At 50.4% G+C, this 18,204-nt stretch carries 15 protein-coding genes; 7 read left to right on the top strand and 8 right to left on the bottom strand.

All coding sequences use genetic code 11. The features are described 5' to 3' along the window. Nucleotides 1-659: hypothetical protein (locus B3Z75_RS08515; RefSeq protein ID WP_294070152.1), on the bottom strand; the 659-nt coding region annotated here is incomplete at its 3' end. A 91-nt stretch (nucleotides 660-750) separates the two neighbouring features. Then, nucleotides 751-2,061 carry an OmpA family protein gene (locus tag B3Z75_RS08510; RefSeq protein WP_294070150.1) on the bottom strand — a complete coding sequence of 437 codons (1,311 nt, stop codon included), beginning with the start codon at nucleotides 2,059-2,061 and terminating at the stop codon, nucleotides 751-753. A gap of 367 nt (nucleotides 2,062-2,428) precedes the next feature. Here B3Z75_RS08510 and proS point away from each other — a divergent pair, with 367 nt between their 5' ends. Both proS and menA read left to right on the top strand, forming a co-directional pair. After that, complete coding sequence (proS, locus tag B3Z75_RS08505; RefSeq protein WP_294070147.1) at nucleotides 2,429-3,910, top strand: proline--tRNA ligase; 1,482 nt, start codon at nucleotides 2,429-2,431, stop codon at nucleotides 3,908-3,910. A gap of 15 nt (nucleotides 3,911-3,925) precedes the next feature. After that, complete coding sequence (gene menA, locus B3Z75_RS08500) at nucleotides 3,926-4,831, top strand: 1,4-dihydroxy-2-naphthoate octaprenyltransferase (protein ID WP_294070144.1); 906 nt, start codon at nucleotides 3,926-3,928, stop codon at nucleotides 4,829-4,831. A gap of 9 nt (nucleotides 4,832-4,840) precedes the next feature. On the opposite strand, the gene B3Z75_RS08495 is transcribed toward menA, so the two are convergent. Both B3Z75_RS08495 and B3Z75_RS08490 read right to left on the bottom strand, forming a co-directional pair. After that, the gene (locus tag B3Z75_RS08495; RefSeq protein ID WP_294070141.1) at nucleotides 4,841-6,142 is read right to left on the bottom strand and encodes an alpha-L-fucosidase; all 1,302 of its coding nucleotides are present in this window, start codon (nucleotides 6,140-6,142) and stop codon (nucleotides 4,841-4,843) included. A gap of 6 nt (nucleotides 6,143-6,148) precedes the next feature. After that, nucleotides 6,149-6,871, bottom strand: a complete 723-nt coding sequence (locus tag B3Z75_RS08490) for a hypothetical protein (RefSeq protein ID WP_294070138.1) — start codon at nucleotides 6,869-6,871, stop codon at nucleotides 6,149-6,151. Nucleotides 6,872-7,037: 166 nt separating this feature from the next. Here B3Z75_RS08490 and B3Z75_RS08485 point away from each other — a divergent pair, with 166 nt between their 5' ends. The 4 genes from B3Z75_RS08485 to B3Z75_RS08470 all read left to right on the top strand — a co-directional run bounded on the left by B3Z75_RS08485 (nucleotide 7,038) and on the right by B3Z75_RS08470 (nucleotide 11,918). Then, nucleotides 7,038-8,576: a helicase HerA-like domain-containing protein gene (locus B3Z75_RS08485; protein ID WP_294070133.1), complete on the top strand. Its 1,539-nt coding sequence runs from the start codon at nucleotides 7,038-7,040 to the stop codon at nucleotides 8,574-8,576. An 18-nt stretch (nucleotides 8,577-8,594) separates the two neighbouring features. Further along, nucleotides 8,595-10,076, top strand: a complete 1,482-nt coding sequence (locus B3Z75_RS08480; RefSeq protein ID WP_294070128.1) for a DUF5687 family protein — start codon at nucleotides 8,595-8,597, stop codon at nucleotides 10,074-10,076. A gap of 28 nt (nucleotides 10,077-10,104) precedes the next feature. Continuing rightward, the gene (locus B3Z75_RS08475; protein WP_294070120.1) at nucleotides 10,105-10,878 is read left to right on the top strand and encodes an ABC transporter ATP-binding protein; all 774 of its coding nucleotides are present in this window, start codon (nucleotides 10,105-10,107) and stop codon (nucleotides 10,876-10,878) included. 125 nt (nucleotides 10,879-11,003) lie between these two features. Continuing rightward, nucleotides 11,004-11,918, top strand: a complete 915-nt coding sequence (locus tag B3Z75_RS08470; RefSeq protein WP_294070118.1) for a DUF368 domain-containing protein — start codon at nucleotides 11,004-11,006, stop codon at nucleotides 11,916-11,918. A 10-nt stretch (nucleotides 11,919-11,928) separates the two neighbouring features. Here B3Z75_RS08470 and B3Z75_RS08465 read toward each other — a convergent pair whose 3' ends face one another. Beyond that, the gene (locus B3Z75_RS08465; protein ID WP_294070114.1) at nucleotides 11,929-12,345 is read right to left on the bottom strand and encodes a hypothetical protein; all 417 of its coding nucleotides are present in this window, start codon (nucleotides 12,343-12,345) and stop codon (nucleotides 11,929-11,931) included. Between the two features lie 275 nt (nucleotides 12,346-12,620). Between B3Z75_RS08465 and B3Z75_RS08460 the strand changes: the two genes are divergently transcribed. Then, a complete protein-coding gene (locus B3Z75_RS08460) occupies nucleotides 12,621-13,055 on the top strand; it encodes a hypothetical protein (RefSeq protein WP_294070112.1) in 435 nt (144 codons plus the stop codon). A gap of 77 nt (nucleotides 13,056-13,132) precedes the next feature. Here the strand turns inward: B3Z75_RS08460 and B3Z75_RS08455 are convergent, their stop codons facing one another. From B3Z75_RS08455 to B3Z75_RS08445, 3 genes are all read right to left on the bottom strand, one after another. Further along, nucleotides 13,133-13,960 carry a transporter substrate-binding domain-containing protein gene (locus tag B3Z75_RS08455; RefSeq protein ID WP_294070108.1) on the bottom strand — a complete coding sequence of 276 codons (828 nt, stop codon included), beginning with the start codon at nucleotides 13,958-13,960 and terminating at the stop codon, nucleotides 13,133-13,135. 5 nt (nucleotides 13,961-13,965) lie between these two features. Further along, nucleotides 13,966-16,020, bottom strand: a complete 2,055-nt coding sequence (locus B3Z75_RS08450; RefSeq protein ID WP_294070103.1) for a putative porin — start codon at nucleotides 16,018-16,020, stop codon at nucleotides 13,966-13,968. Nucleotides 16,021-16,106: 86 nt separating this feature from the next. Then, the gene (locus tag B3Z75_RS08445; RefSeq protein WP_294070100.1) at nucleotides 16,107-17,858 is read right to left on the bottom strand and encodes a MutS-related protein; all 1,752 of its coding nucleotides are present in this window, start codon (nucleotides 17,856-17,858) and stop codon (nucleotides 16,107-16,109) included. Between the last annotated feature and the right edge of the window lie 346 nt (nucleotides 17,859-18,204).

Genomic DNA, 18,204 nt, shown 5'->3' with positions numbered 1-18,204 from the left:
CCATCTGCTTCCAGGGTGAAAAAGACATCCTTCACCCGGCCTGTATAGTAGCTGGAGTAGCGCACGAGCTCCTTATCGTCCCATTTTGCCATATACTTGTAGCTTCCGCCAGCTCCCCACTCCCGGGTTTTTATATCCGCCAGTTTCTCGTCATGCACTGGATGTAGCCCTTTCCTTATGCTCTCGAGCTTCATCTCCAATGCCATCTTCTCCAATTCCGTTCGTCCCGTAACCTCTTCATTCTGACTCTCTGAGTCATACATAGTAAGAACGATGGTGAAATTGTAACCCTTACCGTCGTTCCTTCCGGTTAAGGTGTCAAACTGAATTCCTGCAAAAAGAGGATAGAAGACACAGCTTGCTCTACCCAGTGTTCGGCAGCCTTCAGGAAGAATCTGGAGCAGCTCCGCAGGCACGTCGAATACATAGGCCTGCGCATTTCCCTGGTACTGCTCCAACAACTCACCTGCATGCTGGAAATCTCCCAACATCTGCTGCAGGTCGGGAGTTTGGTTCAGCTGGTTCATGAGGATGTTCAGGTCCGGGAGAAATTGTTTCGGATCATTCGGGGCAACAGCCTTGACTGTATCAGACATATCTACTGCAAAAGAGCAAAAGAGTATCAGTTGGCATAGGATAACAATGGTAATTCTTTTCATGATTTTGCTTTTTATTTTTCAGAGTTTCACAAATTAACTCCGTTGATTTGTTTCACGACTCGGCAAAATTCAAACAAGTTTGATTTTGCACTCACTGCTTCACAAATTCAACCCTGCGGTTCAACGCTTTGTTAGCCGGTGTATCATTGGGGGCAACGGGAGTGGTTTCGCCCGCTCCTTCCGTCTCCATCCGCGAAGCGTCGATCCCGAACTTGCTGACCAGCTCACTCTTTACCGATTGGGCACGGCGTTGCGATAGTTCCATGTTTTTGGCATCATCTCCATCGCTGTCGGTATGCCCGACAATTTTAACTCTTACCGGTCCATTTTCCTTTAACACATCGGCGATGCTCTTCAGTGTCCCGTACGATTCGGGTTTTACATCCGCCTTGTTCACATCGAAGGTGATGCCGTAGGTGACCAGCTTCCCTTCGGTAATCAGCTTGCTGCGCGTGTCGGGCGATGCTGTGGTGATCTTCAGGTTCGTCACATACGGCGCGCTGTATCGGTCCCATCCCGAAAAACGCATGCGGTTGAACTTCACACCGGGATAGATGTTGGTGGGCATATCCAGTACTTTCGCATTCTGATGATAGATGCGTACCCTTCGCTTCTGTACCCAGATGATCACATGGTTCTCCTTTTCCCGGATCACGGGGTTTCTGGTCGCCTGACCGGTAATCCAGTCCTCCGTATCCTTGTAGCCCTTGGTATTCCAATTGTCGTATCCCAGGTCGACATGCAATCCCGACTCACCGGGATACAGGTCGTCGTTCAACTCTTTCGCTTCTTCAGTTTTGTCCTGGTAGAGCGTGAATTGGATCCCATATCGGTATTCTTCGTCGGGAATAACATCGAACTCCACGATAAAGTTATCGGGTAAATCCAGCGACCGTGTGTAGCAGTATACCGCATCCTCCCCGTTCATGTGGAACCACTTTCCCGGGGCGATATTCACCGTCTTCACCTCACCACTGCCGTTCGTCGTCCAAAGAGCCGGAAAGTCACCGACTGCATCCTGGGAGAAATCGTCAAAAAAGATGATTTTGTCGCCCGGCACAAAATCATACTGACTGGTGCCTGCCAATTTTTGCGGGGTGCCTTGTGCTGTACCTTGTGAACTATTCCCGGAGCTGCTTTCCCTACGATCCTCCATGATGGCTTCCCCCTCCTCTTCGTCGCCCGGTGTCGTTTTTTTCTTTTTGCTATCGTTCGTCACCGACTCTTCCGCTTTATCCAGCGCTTTCCCGGTCACCTCTTCCGACTTCTGCTCCACCCGTCTCTCCACGGTATTCTTTGCGGCCTCCTTGGCCGCATTGCCCAGTTTGTTCAGCCATTTCTGTGCATCGGCCTGCGTAGTAAACAACAGGCAAAAACCCAACAGGATAAGTACTTTTTTCATGATCTGCCTTTTTAATAAATAAATCTTGCGACAATACAATCTGCGCACTCACGCGCTCCAGTATGGATATAGCTTAGCCGCTCACCGCGGTTCACACTTTTTAAGATTATGAAAAACAAAATTACCTCACGGAATGTGTAAAAAACACCCCCAAAAGGGGGTTTTTCAGGCCACGAAAGAACAATCACAGGGAGATGCAACGGACAACAATGGCGGAAATGGGGAAATGATTGCAGACGGTTGTTACAGGCTTTGTATCTGTCAATGACGGCCGGCAGGTGAAAAAAATCTCCCACATTGATGGGGTAAAATCACTCAGTTGGTATTATCTTTGCACCCACAAACAAAAAACAGAATTCACACAATAATGGCAAAAGAATTGAAGGAGATCACTCCCCGCAGCAAGGACTATTCACAGTGGTACCTTGACGTGGTGATCAAAGCCGACCTGGCCGAAAACTCGGCCGTGAGAGGCTGTATGGTGATCAAACCCTACGGGTATGCAATCTGGGAAAAGATGCAACGTCAACTGGACGACATGTTCAAGGAAACGGGTCACATGAACGCATACTTTCCGTTATTTATCCCGAAGTCGTACCTGAGCCGCGAGGCCGACCATGTGGAAGGCTTTGCCAAGGAGTGCGCCGTGGTGACCCACTACCGGTTAAAAAATGCGTCCGACGGCAGTGGTGTGGTGGTCGATCCCGAAGCAAAGCTCGAGGAAGAGCTTGTGGTGCGCCCCACCTCCGAAACAATCATCTGGAGTACATACAAAAACTGGATACAATCCTACCGCGACCTGCCCTTGCTCATCAACCAGTGGGCGAATGTGGTGCGTTGGGAGATGCGTACCCGGCTGTTCCTCCGCACGGCCGAGTTCCTCTGGCAGGAAGGCCATACGGCACACGCCACCAAAGAAGAGGCGGTGGAGGAAGCCGAAAGGATGATCAATGTATATGCGGAATTTGCAGAAAAATATATGGCCATGCCGGTCGTAAAGGGATTCAAGTCGGAGTCCGAACGCTTTGCCGGTGCCCTCGACACCTACACCATTGAGGCGATGATGCAGGATGGCAAAGCATTGCAATCGGGCACGTCGCACTTCCTCGGTCAGAATTTTGCCAAAGCATTCGACGTACAGTTTTCCGATCAGAACGGAAAGCGCGATTACGTGTGGGCGACCTCCTGGGGTGTTTCCACACGGTTGATCGGTGCACTGATCATGTCACATTCCGACGACAATGGCCTCGTGCTGCCTCCCAAACTGGCCCCCTATCAGGTGGTGATTGTGCCGATCTACAAAAATGCCGAACAGTTGCAGCAGATCAACGAGAAAGTGGCTGGAATCATAGAACGGTTAAAATCCCTCGGCATCAGCGTGAAATACGACAACGCCGACAACAAGAAGCCGGGCTGGAAATTCTCGGAATACGAACTCAAGGGTGTGCCGGTACGGCTCGCCATGGGCGGACGTGACCTCGAAAACAACACCATCGAGGTGGCCCGCCGCGACACGCTGACCAAAGAGACCGTGTCGTGCGAAGGCATCGAGCAACATGTCAAGGCGCTTCTGGAGGAGATTCAGGAGAACATCTACAAAAAGGCAGCCAATTTCCGCGCTGCCCAAACCCGCGAAGTGAATTCCTACGAAGAGTTCAAGGAGGAGATCGAAAAAGGAGGATTCCTGCTGTGCCACTGGGATGGCACCCCGGAAACAGAAGCGCTGATCAAGGAGGAGACCAAGGCCACCATCCGCTGCATTCCGCTGGAGGGCGACAAGACACCCGGCAAATGCATGGTGACGGGAAAACCGTCGGCGCAACGGGTCATTTTTGCCCGGGCGTATTAATCTCCCTACAGGCTGATGGCAACAATCAAACAGTGGATCACCGCCTTTCGCCTGCGGACACTCTTTCTGGCTGTGGCGACGGTCGTCCTGGGAAGCGGGCTGGCCTGGCACGAAGGCCTGTTCAGCTCCTCCACGCTCCTCCTAGCCACCTTGCTCGCCGTGTCCATACAGATACTGGCCAATCTGGCCAACGATCTCGGCGACTACCAGAAAGGAACCGATATCACCGGCCGCCGGCAGGGCCCTTCCCGCGCCCTGCAAAGCGGCAACATCTCCCCCCGGGAGATGAAAGGGGCCATTGTTGTTTTTGTGGCAATCTGTGTGGCAGCAGGACTGACACTGGTTCTCCACGAAGAGGCTTTCAGAGACGGCCTTTCCGCAGGAGTCCTCATCGGGCTCGGAGCATTGTGTATCCTCGCTGCGCTGTTTTACACCATCGGGAAAAAGGCTTACGGATACAAAGGCTGGGGCGACTTCTTTGCCTTTTTCTTTTTCGGGCCTGTGCCGGTCATCGGCACCTACTTCCTGCACACCCACACCGTTGGTTTTCAACCCGTGTTGCCCTCAATAAGCCTGGGGCTGATCAGCTCGATGATCCTCAATATCAACAACATGCGTGACATTGAGAACGACAGGGCATCCGGGAAGATTACTTTTGCCGTCAGGCTGGGACTGCCCGCAGCAAAAAAATATCATGCGGCGATGACCATCGTCTCCTTTCTCTGCCTTGCCGGGTACAATATCCTTTTCGAGTCCGCTCCCTGGTACCGGTACCTGTATCTCCTCGTGTTTATCATTCCCTTCAAAATCCTCAACGACATAAGAGACAAGAGCGATCACCAACTGGATCCATATCTGAAGACCACCTCACTTTCGGGGCTTCTGCTGGCGCTCACTTTTGCAGTTTGCATCAACCTGTAAAAGTGCGTTCTACCTCATTTCCACCTCCACCACACAATCCGTCTCATCGGGAATCCGTTCCAGCTGTAACACAATGCCATCGGCAGCTCTGGTAATTTTTACCGGTTTCCTGCCGGCGAAAAAATGCACAGCCTTAACCTGCTTGGCCTCTATGGGCAGGTAGAGTGCATCATCCTTCAGGTTCAGGATATGCACAAAGAGCCTGTTCCCTTTCCGGGTGGTCACCCCCCAGTCACGCGGACCAATATCACCGCCACGAGTCCCGTACACAGTCTCGCCGTACGTTTTGAGCCACTCTCCCATGGCATTGTAGCGCTGCACGGCAATATCGGGAAACGTACCGTCGGGCCGGGGCCCCACGTTCATCAGCAGGTTGGCATTGTTTCCCGCAGCCTTCACCAGGTAATGGATCAGCTCCTTCTCCGATTTGTAATTTTTGTCGGTGATGTTGTATCCCCAGGAACGATTCATGGTCTCGCAGGTCTCCAGAGGCAGCTGGCCAATGGTTGCGGTGCCGGAATAGCCGGACTGATTTTGTCCCGGCAGATCCTTTTCGAAGGTCTGGCCATCCTCCCCCTCCAGGGGCGCTATATGATGATTGTTGATGATCAGGCAGCCCGGCTGAATCCGGTGAATATGATCGTAGATCTCCCTCAGGCGCCAGTCGAAGTGGTCCGGCTGATCCCACTTCCCGTCGAACCAGATTGCGCCGACCTCCCCGTAGTTTGTCAGCAGCTCCGTGAGCTGATTCAGCATGAACCGGTGATAACTCTCCCAATCGCCCTGTTCTGTGCGTCCGACCCCTTTTCCTGTTCTGCCAATCGGATAATAGTCGGCCCTGGCCCAGTCGAGCAGCGAATAGTAAAAATGCAGTCTTATTCCCTGCCTGCGGCATTCATCGGCCAGCTCTCCGATGACATCCCGCCTAAAGGGAGTGGCATCCACGATGTTGTAGGGTGATTGCTTCGTGCCGAACATGGAGAAGCCATCGTGGTGGCGTGTGGTGATACAGATATACTTCGCTCCGGAAGCTTTCACGTGTGACACCCACGTGGCGGCATTGAATCTGGAAGGGTAAAAGCCGTCTGCCAGGGTGGCATACTCCCTGTGGTCAATGTTTTTGTTGTTCATGATCCACTCTCCGTCGGCCATCATGCTGTAGATACCCCAGTGGATAAAAACGCCGAACTTCATATCCTGAAACGCCTCCCGGTTATTCAGATTTTCTTCCGACGGATTGTAGCGCTGTTGTGCCGTTATTCCGGCAGTGGCCAACAGGAAGGCAAAAAGAAGGATGATGAACTGCTTCATGTTATTTTATTGTTTTTTATTTGTTGTCTCCATGAAATGAATCAGTTGCGCAATGGCATCCTGATCTTCAAACTCAACCTTATGATCGGCAATGTACTGATCGTATTGCTGTTTGTTCTTTTTATACAAACTTTTCAATTGTCTCATCAATTTGATCTCTTTCCAGCCCGCCCCGTTATCCAGGATGTATATTGTATAGGGTTTTACTTCGAAATCGTCTGGAAGCTGCAGCTCATAAAATCTTCCGCCACTGGACCAGCTGGAGTAGCTGTCTACAGATGATGTCTGCGACGTTCCTCCATATCCGGCCGGTTTTCCGGGAGGAATTATCCGGCACTTGTATTGTGCACAGAGCAGATAGCCGTCCCGATGAAGCACTTCGACAAACTTTTTTTTGTAGAGGACAAACTTTCTGCCGCTTATGTACACGGTATCAATCTGGCTGAGTGAAGGTTCTGACAAGGCAAGCACCTGGCCGTTCTGGTTGAATACCATCTCCTCGGTTGCAGCATTAAAATTGAGCAGCGCCGGGTTCTCCTGGCCGTTTTTCATCAATACTTTCCCTTGCACAAACTCCGGAAACAGATAGTGTGAGATCTCCTTTCTCTGCCGCGCATACGCAGAAGCATTCATCATCAGGAACAATAACAGGATCAGTGACGCACATAGCAATGGATTCTTTGCAACAACCGGCTCCTTGCGGGAAATTGCGGGACATGTTCGTTTCATAGACAGATAAATTAAAGAGTACTAAGTACTAAAAACAGGCTTAAAACAGTAAAGATAAGGTATATTTTTTTTTTGCAGAAATAATTAACACAATATTCCCTTTCCATTCACTCATTTGGAATATTTATGTAACTTTGTTCGATTGATAAACCAACATCTCTCGCCTATGTTTGACAATAACAAACGTGCATTTATCGCTATCAGCGCAGAAGCAGAAGTATGCCTGATCCCCAGGATGGCGAACCGCCACGGCCTTATCACCGGTGCTACGGGAACCGGAAAGACGGTTACCCTCCAGACACTATCCGAGACATTCAGTGAAATGGGCGTGCCCGTCTTCGCCGCCGACATGAAAGGCGATCTCTCCGGCGTGGCCAAAATTGGCGGAAACAAGGAGAGCGTAAACAAGCGGGTGGATGGTTACAACCTGAAAGAGAAAGGGTTTGAATACAAGGCCTTCCCGGTGCGCTTCTGGGATGTATTTGGTGAGCAGGGACATCCGGTGCGCACCACCGTCACCTCCATGGGGCCGCTGTTGCTGGAACGGCTGCTCGACCTGAACGAGACACAGGGAGCCATCCTGACGATGGCTTTCAGGATTGCCGACGACAACGGCCTGTTGCTGATCGACCTGAAAGACCTGCAGAAAATGCTACAATATATTGGCGATAACCGCGCACAATTTACCACCCGCTACGGCAATATTTCTCCCGCCAGCATTGGCGCCATTCAGCGCGGGCTGATGCGTCTGGAAAGCGAAGGAGCCGACAAGTTCTTTGGCGAACCTGATCTGGAGATTACCGACTTCATACAAACGGAACAGGGCAAGGGTGTGATCAACATTCTGGCTGCCGATAAGTTGATGAACTCACCCCGCGTCTACACCACCTTTTTGTTGTGGCTGCTGGACGACCTTTACGAGACACTTCCCGAGGTGGGCGACATGGATAAGCCGAAGCTGGTCTTCTTCTTCGACGAGGCCCATCTGTTGTTCAACGATATGCCCGGCGCGTTGCTCGAGAAGGTGGAGCAGATTGTACGCCTCATCCGCTCCAAGGGGGTGGGTGTTTACTTCTGCACGCAGAACCCCGCAGACATACCCGAGAGCATCCTCGGTCAGCTCGGCAACAGGGTGCAGCACGCCCTGCGCGCCTATACCCCCAACGATCAGAAAGCGGTAAAGGTGGCGGCCAACACGTTTCGCCCCAATCCAAAATTCAACACCGAAGAAGCCATCACCCAGCTTAACACGGGAGAGGCCCTGGTGTCGTTTCTCGACGAGAAAGGGGCTCCGCAGATGGTGGAACGAGCCAACATCCTCCCCCCTCAGGGACAGATAGGCCCCCTTACGGTGGGCGAGAGAGACCAGCTGATGCGCAGTTCGCTCATTTATGGGGTCTACGAGAAACTGGTCGACCGGGAGTCGGCCTACGAGATTCTGTCACAAAGGCAGGAGCTGCTCGAAGAGGAACGCCAACAGGCGGCAGCCGAGAAAGAGCGCATCCGCCAGCAAAAAGAAGCGCAAAAAGCTGCCCTGGAGGCAGAGAGGGCAAAGCGCGCCGCTGAAAGGCAACGAAAGGCCGACCAGGGTGTCCTGGGCGAAATCCTCACGCAGGTAGGGCGCAGCACCACTCGTCAGATCAGCAACCAGCTGGGCAGAACCATTACCCGCAGCCTGCTGGGTGCTCTCTTCGGCAAGAAATAAACTCTTCATGCATGTCCCATGTATACAACACTGTTCCGGCATTACCTGCTGAAAAGCTTCCGTTCGCCAGGGTATCACAAAAACCTGATCGTCAATATCCTCGTTGGCATCTCAGCCCTTTATTTGCTGGCAATACTTGTGATGACGGGCTTCATGCTGCCGAGGATACTGCAGGAGTTGGCTCCTCACTCCGATGCTGCTGTAACCTTCAACGGCATCATGATCTATGCCACGATTTTCCTGCTGATCATACGCTATCTGATGCAACCGTTAAACAGGCTGAACCTGGAGTGCTACCAGGTGCTGCCGGTCAAAAGATCAGTGCTGGTCAACTACCTGATTTTAAAACCACTGTTTAACCCGACAAACTATATCCTTCTCTGCCTGGCCATTCCTTTTGCCATCACGGGTGTCGCTCCTACGTACGGCACGGCAGGTGCCTTCCGTTTTGTGTTGATTGTCGTCTTCCTTATTTGGAACAACACCTTGCTGGCACCGCTGATGAAACGCAAATATAACAACATCATTTTTGGAAGCATCGCGTTGCTGGTCCTTGGAGGCGGACTGGCAGCACTCGAGTATTTCAGGCTCTTCTCTCTGTTTACACTGTCGCAGCAACTATTTGGTTTTCTTGCCGAAGCACCTTTTGCGTGGATTGCCGCATTGCTTCCCTGTGCACTTTCGGTCGCACTCAACAAGCTCTTTTTCGCCCGCAACTACTATCCCGAATCGTTCGAGAAACAAAGCAACCAGCGAGAAGCTACATCGCAACGGTTCACCTTTATGGAGCGCTTCGGAAAAATTGGCGAACTGATCTCGCTCGAGATCAGGCTGGTTCTTCGTCACAAGCGGACAAAGAGCACCTTTTATATGGCGTTCTTCTTCCTGTTCTACGGGCTTATTTTCTATCCCAACCCGGTGTACAACCAGAATTCGGGATGGTTGTTCTTTGTCGCTATATTCGTCACAGGTACGGGGATGCTGATGTTTGGGCAGTGGATCATCAACTGGGACGGAGCCCATTTCGATTTTCTGATGTCCAGGGATATAGACACCCTCACCTATATCCGGGGCAACTATTATCTGATGCTGGCGCTCTGCGTCGCCTCCTTTATTGCCACCACACCCTACTTCCTGTTTGGAAGGCAGATCATTCTCTATCACCTGGTGGCATTTGTCTACAACGCAGGCGTCAACATCTACGTTTATCTTTTCGGTGCCACCCTCAATACGAAACGGTTGGATCTTTCCAGAAGTTCATCGATGAATATGCAAGGGGTAAGTTATAAAAATTTCCTCGTGATGATCCCCCTGCTGGTGATTCCCATCACGCTGATTACGCTCTTTGGCCTCTTTTCAGCCACCCATATCGCGCTGATCATCATCGTCCTGCTTGGGTTGGCCGGCATCCTGTTTCGGGAGCCACTGCTGAAAGTGATCGAAAGACAGTTCCTGCGAAGAAAATATGTCCTCTGCGCAGGATTCCGCAAGAGAGAGTGAGGAGTTTAAAATAAAGATAAATCAACATATGCAAGACAACATACACAATTCTATCCCCCATGCCGACACCCCTCCCCCGGTGTTGCAGCCTCCCAGGCCCGAAGGGATCATTTCGGCCAGCCAGCTGAAGAAGGTATATGGCGGAACAACCGTACTAAACATCCCATTCCTGCAGATCAACAATGGCGAAAGCTTTGGGTTGGTGGGCAACAACGGCGCGGGCAAGACCACCTTCTTCCGGCTGATCCTCGACCTGATCGAAGCATCGTCGGGAGAGGTGCGGATAAACGGGGAAAGGGTGGCTCGTCGGGATGGATGGAAATCCATTGTCGGATCATTTCTGGACGAAGGGTTTCTAATCGATTTTCTCACCCCGGAAGAGTACTTTGCCTTCACGGCCAGGGTCTACCGGAAATCAGAAGGAGACATGACCGCCTTTCTTGAGTCGATGAAAGATTTCTTCAACGGAGAAATATTGGGGTCCGGCAAGCTGATCCGCGACCTCTCCAAGGGAAATCAGAAGAAAACCGGCATCGCCGCGGCGCTGATCGGCGACCCACAGATACTGATCCTCGACGAACCCTTTACCGCGCTGGACCCAACCTCGCAGATCCGGCTGAAACGAATGCTCAACGAACTGAAGAACAGCAGGAACATGACCATGCTGATCTCCAGCCACGACCTCAATCATGTGACTGAGGTGTGCGAGCGCATCGTGGTACTCGAGAAGGGACTGGTGGTGAATGACATCCGCACCGGCGAGAACACGCTGAAAGAACTGGAGTCCTATTTTGCAGTATGAAGCTCTCCATCATCTCCCTTTTCCGGCAGTACTGGTCCTGTTCCGATGTTTCGCAGGCACAATTCCCCTTCCATGATATGCCGGTTTGATAAAAGTTGTATCTTTGCCGTGCAAAAAAACAGAAAATGGAGGCACAAGAAAACACAGGTTCAGACCAACAGAAAAATATTAACCCAGTGGCCGACTGGTTCATCCGCTTGGTAAAAGGCATGCTTGTAGGGATTGGATTTATTCTTCCCGGACTGTCGGGAGGCGTACTGGCCGTAATTTTCGGCATCTACGATCCGCTTATCCGTTTCCTTGCCAACATCCGGCATAGGTTTACAAAGAACATCCTCTATTTCCTTCCCGTGGCCATCGGTGCCGCCATCGGCATTGTGTTGTTTGCCGTGGTGGTGGAAAAAGCGTTCGGCAGGTATGCCGCACAATTTGTCTGTCTATTTATCGGTTTTGTAGCCGGCACCTTTCCATCCCTCTATAAAACGGCCGGGAAAAAGGGCCGGAAAGCATCCGATATAGCGATCCTCCTTGTTTCCACACTCGCTATTTTCCTGCTGATGGTGGTCGGCGGACAGCAACTGACCGAAGTCACGCCCAATATTTTCGTGTGGCTGGGGTCGGGCCTGCTGATGGGATTGGGGCTGATTGTGCCGGGCATGAGCCCTTCCAACTTCCTCATCTATTTCGGACTGTACGACAAGATGGCCACCGGGATCAAGGATTTTGATTTCGGTGTCATCATCCCGCTGATCATCGGGTTTGTGCTGTGTGTCCTTCTCTTTGCGAGGGTAGCCTCTTATCTTTTTAAGAGGTATTACTCCGGCATGTACCATTTTATTCTGGGGATGGTGATCGGCTCCTCGCTCGCTATCTTTCCCACCGTGGTCTTTCCGGCTTTCACCTCCGTGCAGCTTGCCACCACAGGATTAAGTTTTGGCGGTGCCCTTCTCTTTTGTGCGGTGCTTTTTATCGCGGGAACAATCGCCTCTTATCTTTTCAGTAAGGTGGAAGAGAAATACCCGCGGGAAGAGTTGCTCTGAACCACGGAGATCACGCTTCCCCGTTGTCGGCGATGACGATCCTGGGATTTCGTTCTTTCAGCTCGGCGATCAGCTCATCGATATCCGATGCTTTCACCCGTAGTACCTCAAATCCACGCACTTTATCGATACGAAGCTGATTTTTTTTAATCTTCTTCAAGCCAGTCATATCCCCAATGGCGATTCTTCTGTTTTTAGCGAAAAGAGTGAGTACAAAATGTATCTCCAGAAAATTCAGCTCGGTGACGGTATACTTCCTGATTGTGGTGGACAACATAAAGAGAATGGCGAAGCCAAAGTAAAGGATGTAAGACAAGACACTCTCGGCGTGCATATACCGGTAGACAATCATCCCCAGCAGCACGAGCGCTGCTATTCCCCAATAAAGATTCCCCATTCCGTTGTCTGCTTTGTATTTTTTCTCCATCGCTCTTCGATTTTCTTCCACAACAAAGATAGAAATAAAGGGGAAAATTCCGTTAATAAAATAAAATTATCCGGGAATAGACCAATCCCGCTTTTTTATCGACGAAGAGGATATTTGTCGACATCAACACTCTTCAATACGGGATAGACCGCTGAAATAAGGCCGTTTAAACCCGATAAATGATTGTTAATTGCCGATTGTTCTTTTAAACATTTCCCTATCTTTGGATGTCATAAACAGCGACAAATATTTATTCACTCTTAAATTTTAACAGTATGAAACGAGTAGTATTGATGGCCATGGCAGTGATTTTCACAACGAGCTTCTCTCTGATGGCACAACAAAACAGCGGGAGACAGGGACAGCGCGCGTCAGAGATGAGATGGACCGCCAAGGAACGTGCCGAGAGCATGGCAAAACAACTTGATCTCACAGCCGATCAGACAGCAAAGGTTCAGGCTCTCTTTGAAAAGCAGGATGCAAAACGTGCAGAGCAGGTTGCCAAGCAACGCGAAAAAAGAGACGAGTTACAGCAGGACCGCGAGAAACGGCGTGCAGAAATGCAGGAGCTGCGTAACAAGACTCTTGCCGAGAACGATGCCGAACTGGAGCAAATCATCGGAAAAGAAAAAATGGCACAGTGGAAAACCTATCGTGACGAGAGGATGAAAACAATGCGCGATACAAACCGCCAGGGCAGGCGTAACTGATTTCTCCGGAAAAGACGGTAAAAAAGAGTAATTACAGATCGACGGCCGGTTCCTTGTCGTGAACCGGCCGTCGATCTTTAGTAGTACTTGTCGTAAATGCGTGCAAACGCTTCGGTATTCCTGAACCGGTCGAGCCAGCTATTCAGGCTGTCCAGCAGCACCGGTGAATCTCTGCGCACTGCCCACGACTCAAATTGTGTAAAGCTTATGTCTGTTTCAACATCAATCTCAGGAAGTATTTTCGCCAGGCGCAGAGCCACTTTTTCGTCACACAGTGTGAAATCGATATCACCCGCCGCCACCATCATCACCAGCTGTTCCGCCTCGTACGTGGGGTCCTCCCGGATGAATATGGTATCGCCAATTTCGTGGGAAAGGTTGTTCAACCGCAGAATGGCAGGGGAGTCCTTCGCCACGTGGATGGTTTTCTTTGCCAGCTTCAGCTGCTGACGGATGGGTTCAATGCTGTCGTTGTAGGCAGCCTTACGCTGCACCAGCACCTGCTTGTTCAGCGTAAAGGGATTGGTAAAAGAGAACTTGTCTTTCAACTGCGAGTTTACGGGGATATTCCGTGCCACCAGATCATAACGGTGGTACAGCAACCCTTTCAGATTCTCGTCAAGGTTATTCTCCAGCGTAAGACGCACCTTCACTCCCCATTCTTCTTCAAGCGCCTGCATCATCTCCAGTTGAAACCCCTGCGTGGAATCGCCCGAAACATAATAGCCGATGGAATTGTAGTCGGTCACCACGTTCAATTCTCCCGAGGCCATGATCTCCCGGTAGTCACGCAGAGCCGAGGGAGGCTTTGGCGTACGGTTTATCGCGTTGCGCAACCACACCATGGCCACTATGGCAGCAACAAGCAACAGAAGATAAAGAAAGAGTTGTTTCTTCAATTTCAACAGAATTAATTATGCAGATTCACCGAGATCCCCAATTTAAGTCCGAAAGGGTTCACGGGGTAGCCCGGCAGTGAAAAATATTCCTGTGGCTTAATTACCTGCGATGCCAGATTGTAGAACATCACAAAAAAGCGGGTCTGCTTCAGGTGCATGTTTGCATAGGCAGTGGCAATGGGATAGTTTCCGATCTCCTTTTCCTGCTGGTTATAAAACTGCAGCAGCGCTGGTTCATACCCCGGGGCATGGTATTTGGTGTGGTAATGAACATCCACACCCAGCTGCAGGGTGAGTTCATTCACAATTTTCGTTTTCAGATACATGTTGGAATAGAGGCTGAGCGAAGGCACCGGAATCACCGACTCGTTGCTTGAGGTCTGATAGACCAGCTGGTTATCCCAGTTGAAGATGCCAAGGCGCAGACTTTGCTCCACACGTGCTGTCAGCACCTGTATGTTGCCATTTTCCTGGGCAATGTTTTTATCCTGGTCAAAGTAGATGAAGTTCTGCAGATTCTCCACGCCCGCACTCAGGGTGGTATTTGTAAACGGGATATGCAGTTTTCCGCCCAGATATACCCTGCGTATATCCCCAAAATCGCGATCCCACCGGAAATACTTGGAAAAGTAATGATCCTGCAGATATTTCGGTCGCAGGTTTTTGATGTAAGCCTCCGCCGACAGCGTGGTGCGTCGACCTGCAATATCGAAGCCGGTCTCCACATCACCCATCGCCCTGAACTCTCCCAGGTTCACCCCCAGCAGGCCCAGGTCGGCACGGATGTTGAACAACAGGTTGTCCCCCTGTTGCTTGTTGAGTACGCCCCCCACAGTGACGGCACTCTCCCGGTGCTGATTGTATCCGGGGCCAACGCTGTCCCGTTGGGTATAGTTACGCAGGTCGTACTCCAGAAAAGCGGTCAGCCCAAACTTCACCCAATCCCTGAAGCCTTCGCGCAGGCTAAGGGAAACGCTGTTCTTGAAGGAGGTATACCGGATGCTGTCGTCCACCGCCCCTTCGTAGTAGCGGTTGTCGTAAAACTGGTCGATATACTGCATCCGCCCCCCGTCTACATCCACGTAGGCTGTATCGTACGACAGGAATCGGCGATGTTGCTGTGTGTATTGCGTTGAAAATCCGATGCTTGCCACCGGAACGAACGTACCCGGCCCCTTGTGCAGCGAATCACCGGGAATCTCTCTGTACCCCAGGTTGTATCGTCCGGACAAAAAATAACGGTTATTGCGCAAGGAGTTCCAGGTCTTGGTAAATTTAACGGGGATATCGTTCGAGGTAAAACTCTGCTCTATTGCATCGGGATCGGTAATGAACTGTTCGTCGGTGATGCCGCCGTTTTCAAAATTGGCCAGCGACCCCAGGTTCATGAATGCATGTGCTTCAATCCTGTCGGAGATGTAATTCCCAAAGAGAGAGAAGTTGCTATGCTTCACCGACTGGGAGGCATAGAAGCCGCGAGCGTTGATCAGATCCACATCCATTCCCACATTCAGCTTTTTCCCGAAGTTGGAGGTGAGCCTTGCCTCGAGCCGCTCCTCCCGGGTCTGTTTGGGCCCGGCACGCTGATAGTTGATGCGGGAATAAGGGATGCGTGTGTTGACAAACAACAGCTTCTCCGGATCTCTCAGATAATGCGTATAGGCATTGTTGAAAACAAAAGTCTCGGTTTCTCCCCGGTCGTAAAAAATCTTTGAGATCGACGGCGATCCCAGCGGCGCCAGGAACCCCATGGCCACCGACTGGCCGTCGGGGAGAGTGGTCTGCTGGTAGTTGTGCAGCAGCGTATCCGACTCGGCCGGAAGACGGTTACCCGTGCGGGCATCCAGCCGCCAGAGAGTCATTTGTGCCAGTGCCCTCAGCGAGTCGGCCTCAGCCCCGTGATCGTGAATCAAATGATCGAGCTGAGTCTGTCGCGGCGACGGCTTCAGCGAGTCGGGATGAGTGGCTATCTGCGACGAGTCGGGCATAATAATCCGGGCCTGCGGGTAGGCAGCCGTGATGCATAGTATCGTCGCCAGAAGAGATATATACAGCTTTTCTTTCATCGGATGCAAATCTACATAAAAAATCGCCATGCGGTCACAAAGAACGTTGCTTTTCTGTTGTTTTTGATAATTTTTGAGTGCCCTGTTTATTCCGTGATCCCCATTTTTCTCATTAAAAAACTGGCATTCATATTTTGCGCAATCCCCTCCTGAAGTCTATAGGTAAAGGTCAGCGTATCTTCCTGAATGCGGGCATCAAAATGCCAATTTCCAATCTCCTGCGGAAACTCATCTTCCAGGTTGCCCAATGCCAGGTCGTGTGTGGCAATGATGCCATTTCCCCCAAGCCTTACCAATCGTTTCATCAGGGCCAGCGACCCCTTCTGTTTGTCTTCGGAATTGGTTCCTTTCAAAATCTCGTCCAGAATGATAAAGATGCCAGCCTCACCGGCCTCCAGCCGGTCTATGATCATCTTCAGCCGCTTGAGTTCAGCAAAGAAATAGGATTCGCTGTTTACCAACGAGTCTGAAGTTCTGAGGTTGGTCAATAACCTACCCGGATAAAACCTCATTTTATTTGCGCAAGCGGGCAAGCCCACCGATGCCAGCAGATGATTCACGCCAATCGTTCTCAGGTAGGTGCTCTTACCCGCCATGTTGGCTCCGGTGATAATCATAAAAAACGGTTTACGGGAAATATCGATATCGTTCTTTACGCATTTCTCGCGCGATATAAGCGGGTGCCCCAATCCTTCCCCCCGGAAGCAGTAGCTATCGGCAATCTCCGGATAGGCGTAATCGGGATGATTGATGGCAAAAGTACCCAATGATATCAGTGCATCCATCTCCGCCAAGACAGAAAACCATGTTTTGATATCACCGCCATAGGTTTTCATCCAGTTCTCAATTTTTAATGCGTAACGCGTAGTCCAAAGGAATACGGGGTTCAGGATTAGCATGGCAAGAGTAAATCCCACGTCCAGGCTGCGGGTATAGTGTGCTAGTTCCTCAACCACATCCGATGCTCGTTTGGCCTTACACGCAAGCTTTTTCCGAAGCGACTTTAAGGAGGGTGCTTCCGGCTTTTCCTGTTCCAGCAATTTCAGCAAGCCGGCGTAAGCATTCAGGGTTTTCGATTTTTTATCGAAGAGCAGCCCGATGGATCTCGCCTTTTTTATGGGTATCAGGGAGAGTACCAACGTCAGAAAATAAAGATGGAAGAACAAGTTTCCCGGAACAATTCCAACAAGCCATAAAATCACAAAAATAAGATACGAAAAGGGAACTATCCATACGGCAAGTTTCCAAAACAGATGACCGATTGACTTTTTGTCGTCACGCAAGTCCGCCCCGTCCCTTCCGTACAAGACCGGGGGAAAGTTTCCTTCCTCCCTATCGTCGCGGGATGCTTTTAATCCGGCAACTCTAAAGAGAAGGCAGAACTCTTCCTTCTTCGCTAATTCTTTCACGGCTTCTTGTCTTTCCTCAATACAATCCTTACTTGTCAGGGGAGACTGAAAAATATCGGCTAACATTTCTTTTCCCAAAGGCAACACGGTTCTGTTGACCTGCTGAAAAACAGACTTTTCACCAAAAAGATCCAGATCAAAACTGAAGGGATGATGGGGATCGATCTTTTCAGGAGCACCGTCAAAGGCCGAGAAATCGTGAAGAAATCCTTTTAACTCATTCTCGGCGATGAGCGACAACAACTCTGCCGACTCTTTCTGTTCCGACAGTTTATTATGTCGCTTTAGCGACAGTGCAAAAACAATCGCTATGACTAAAACAGAAGCGAGAAGCAGATACAAGTGTTGTGCGAAAGCGTATATGACAAAAAAGCATCCGACAAAAAGCACCAGCCGGAAAATACCGTGTGTGTAGATTCGTTTTTTCAAACGGTTAATCGTTCGTTGGCTATCAGATGCCAAAATCTCATAAGAATGTATCCTCTCTTCAATCGTCATCACATCTTTGTTGTTTTCACGTTTATTTATTGCCGCAAATTTACATGTTTTTCCTTTTGGTATCACACAAACAAAAATATAGTATGGGAATCCCTTCGTCCAATTCAGGGCCGCCCCTCCCCCGGGAGAAAAAACAATTTCCGCAAACCCTGAATAAAAAAAACTGTCATTCCACACAACATTTAAAATAAATCCATTATCTTTGCACCAACTATACGATAAAAATGAAAGTAAACAAGTTCCATCATCATCATTTTCATACTTGCAATCAGGCGAG

The organism is Proteiniphilum sp. UBA1028, from assembly GCF_002316955.1.
In the GTDB taxonomy this organism is placed as follows: Bacteria; Bacteroidota; Bacteroidia; order Bacteroidales; family Dysgonomonadaceae; genus Proteiniphilum.
This window is presented reverse-complemented; position numbering and strand designations above follow the sequence as displayed.

Excerpts from the sequence above, each read along its gene's own strand:
- B3Z75_RS08510 (WP_294070150.1), bottom strand. The coding sequence starts at position 2,061 with ATGAAAAAAGTACTTATCCTGTTGGGTTTTTGCCTGTTGTTTACTACG.
- proS (WP_294070147.1), top strand. The coding sequence starts at position 2,429 with ATGGCAAAAGAATTGAAGGAGATCACTCCCCGCAGCAAGGACTATTCA.
- menA (WP_294070144.1), top strand. The coding sequence starts at position 3,926 with ATGGCAACAATCAAACAGTGGATCACCGCCTTTCGCCTGCGGACACTC.
- B3Z75_RS08495 (WP_294070141.1), bottom strand. The coding sequence starts at position 6,142 with ATGAAGCAGTTCATCATCCTTCTTTTTGCCTTCCTGTTGGCCACTGCC.
- B3Z75_RS08490 (WP_294070138.1), bottom strand. The coding sequence starts at position 6,871 with ATGAAACGAACATGTCCCGCAATTTCCCGCAAGGAGCCGGTTGTTGCA.
- B3Z75_RS08485 (WP_294070133.1), top strand. The coding sequence starts at position 7,038 with ATGTTTGACAATAACAAACGTGCATTTATCGCTATCAGCGCAGAAGCA.
- B3Z75_RS08480 (WP_294070128.1), top strand. The coding sequence starts at position 8,595 with ATGTATACAACACTGTTCCGGCATTACCTGCTGAAAAGCTTCCGTTCG.
- B3Z75_RS08475 (WP_294070120.1), top strand. The coding sequence starts at position 10,105 with ATGCAAGACAACATACACAATTCTATCCCCCATGCCGACACCCCTCCC.
- B3Z75_RS08470 (WP_294070118.1), top strand. The coding sequence starts at position 11,004 with ATGGAGGCACAAGAAAACACAGGTTCAGACCAACAGAAAAATATTAAC.
- B3Z75_RS08465 (WP_294070114.1), bottom strand. The coding sequence starts at position 12,345 with ATGGAGAAAAAATACAAAGCAGACAACGGAATGGGGAATCTTTATTGG.
- B3Z75_RS08460 (WP_294070112.1), top strand. The coding sequence starts at position 12,621 with ATGAAACGAGTAGTATTGATGGCCATGGCAGTGATTTTCACAACGAGC.
- B3Z75_RS08450 (WP_294070103.1), bottom strand. The coding sequence starts at position 16,020 with ATGAAAGAAAAGCTGTATATATCTCTTCTGGCGACGATACTATGCATC.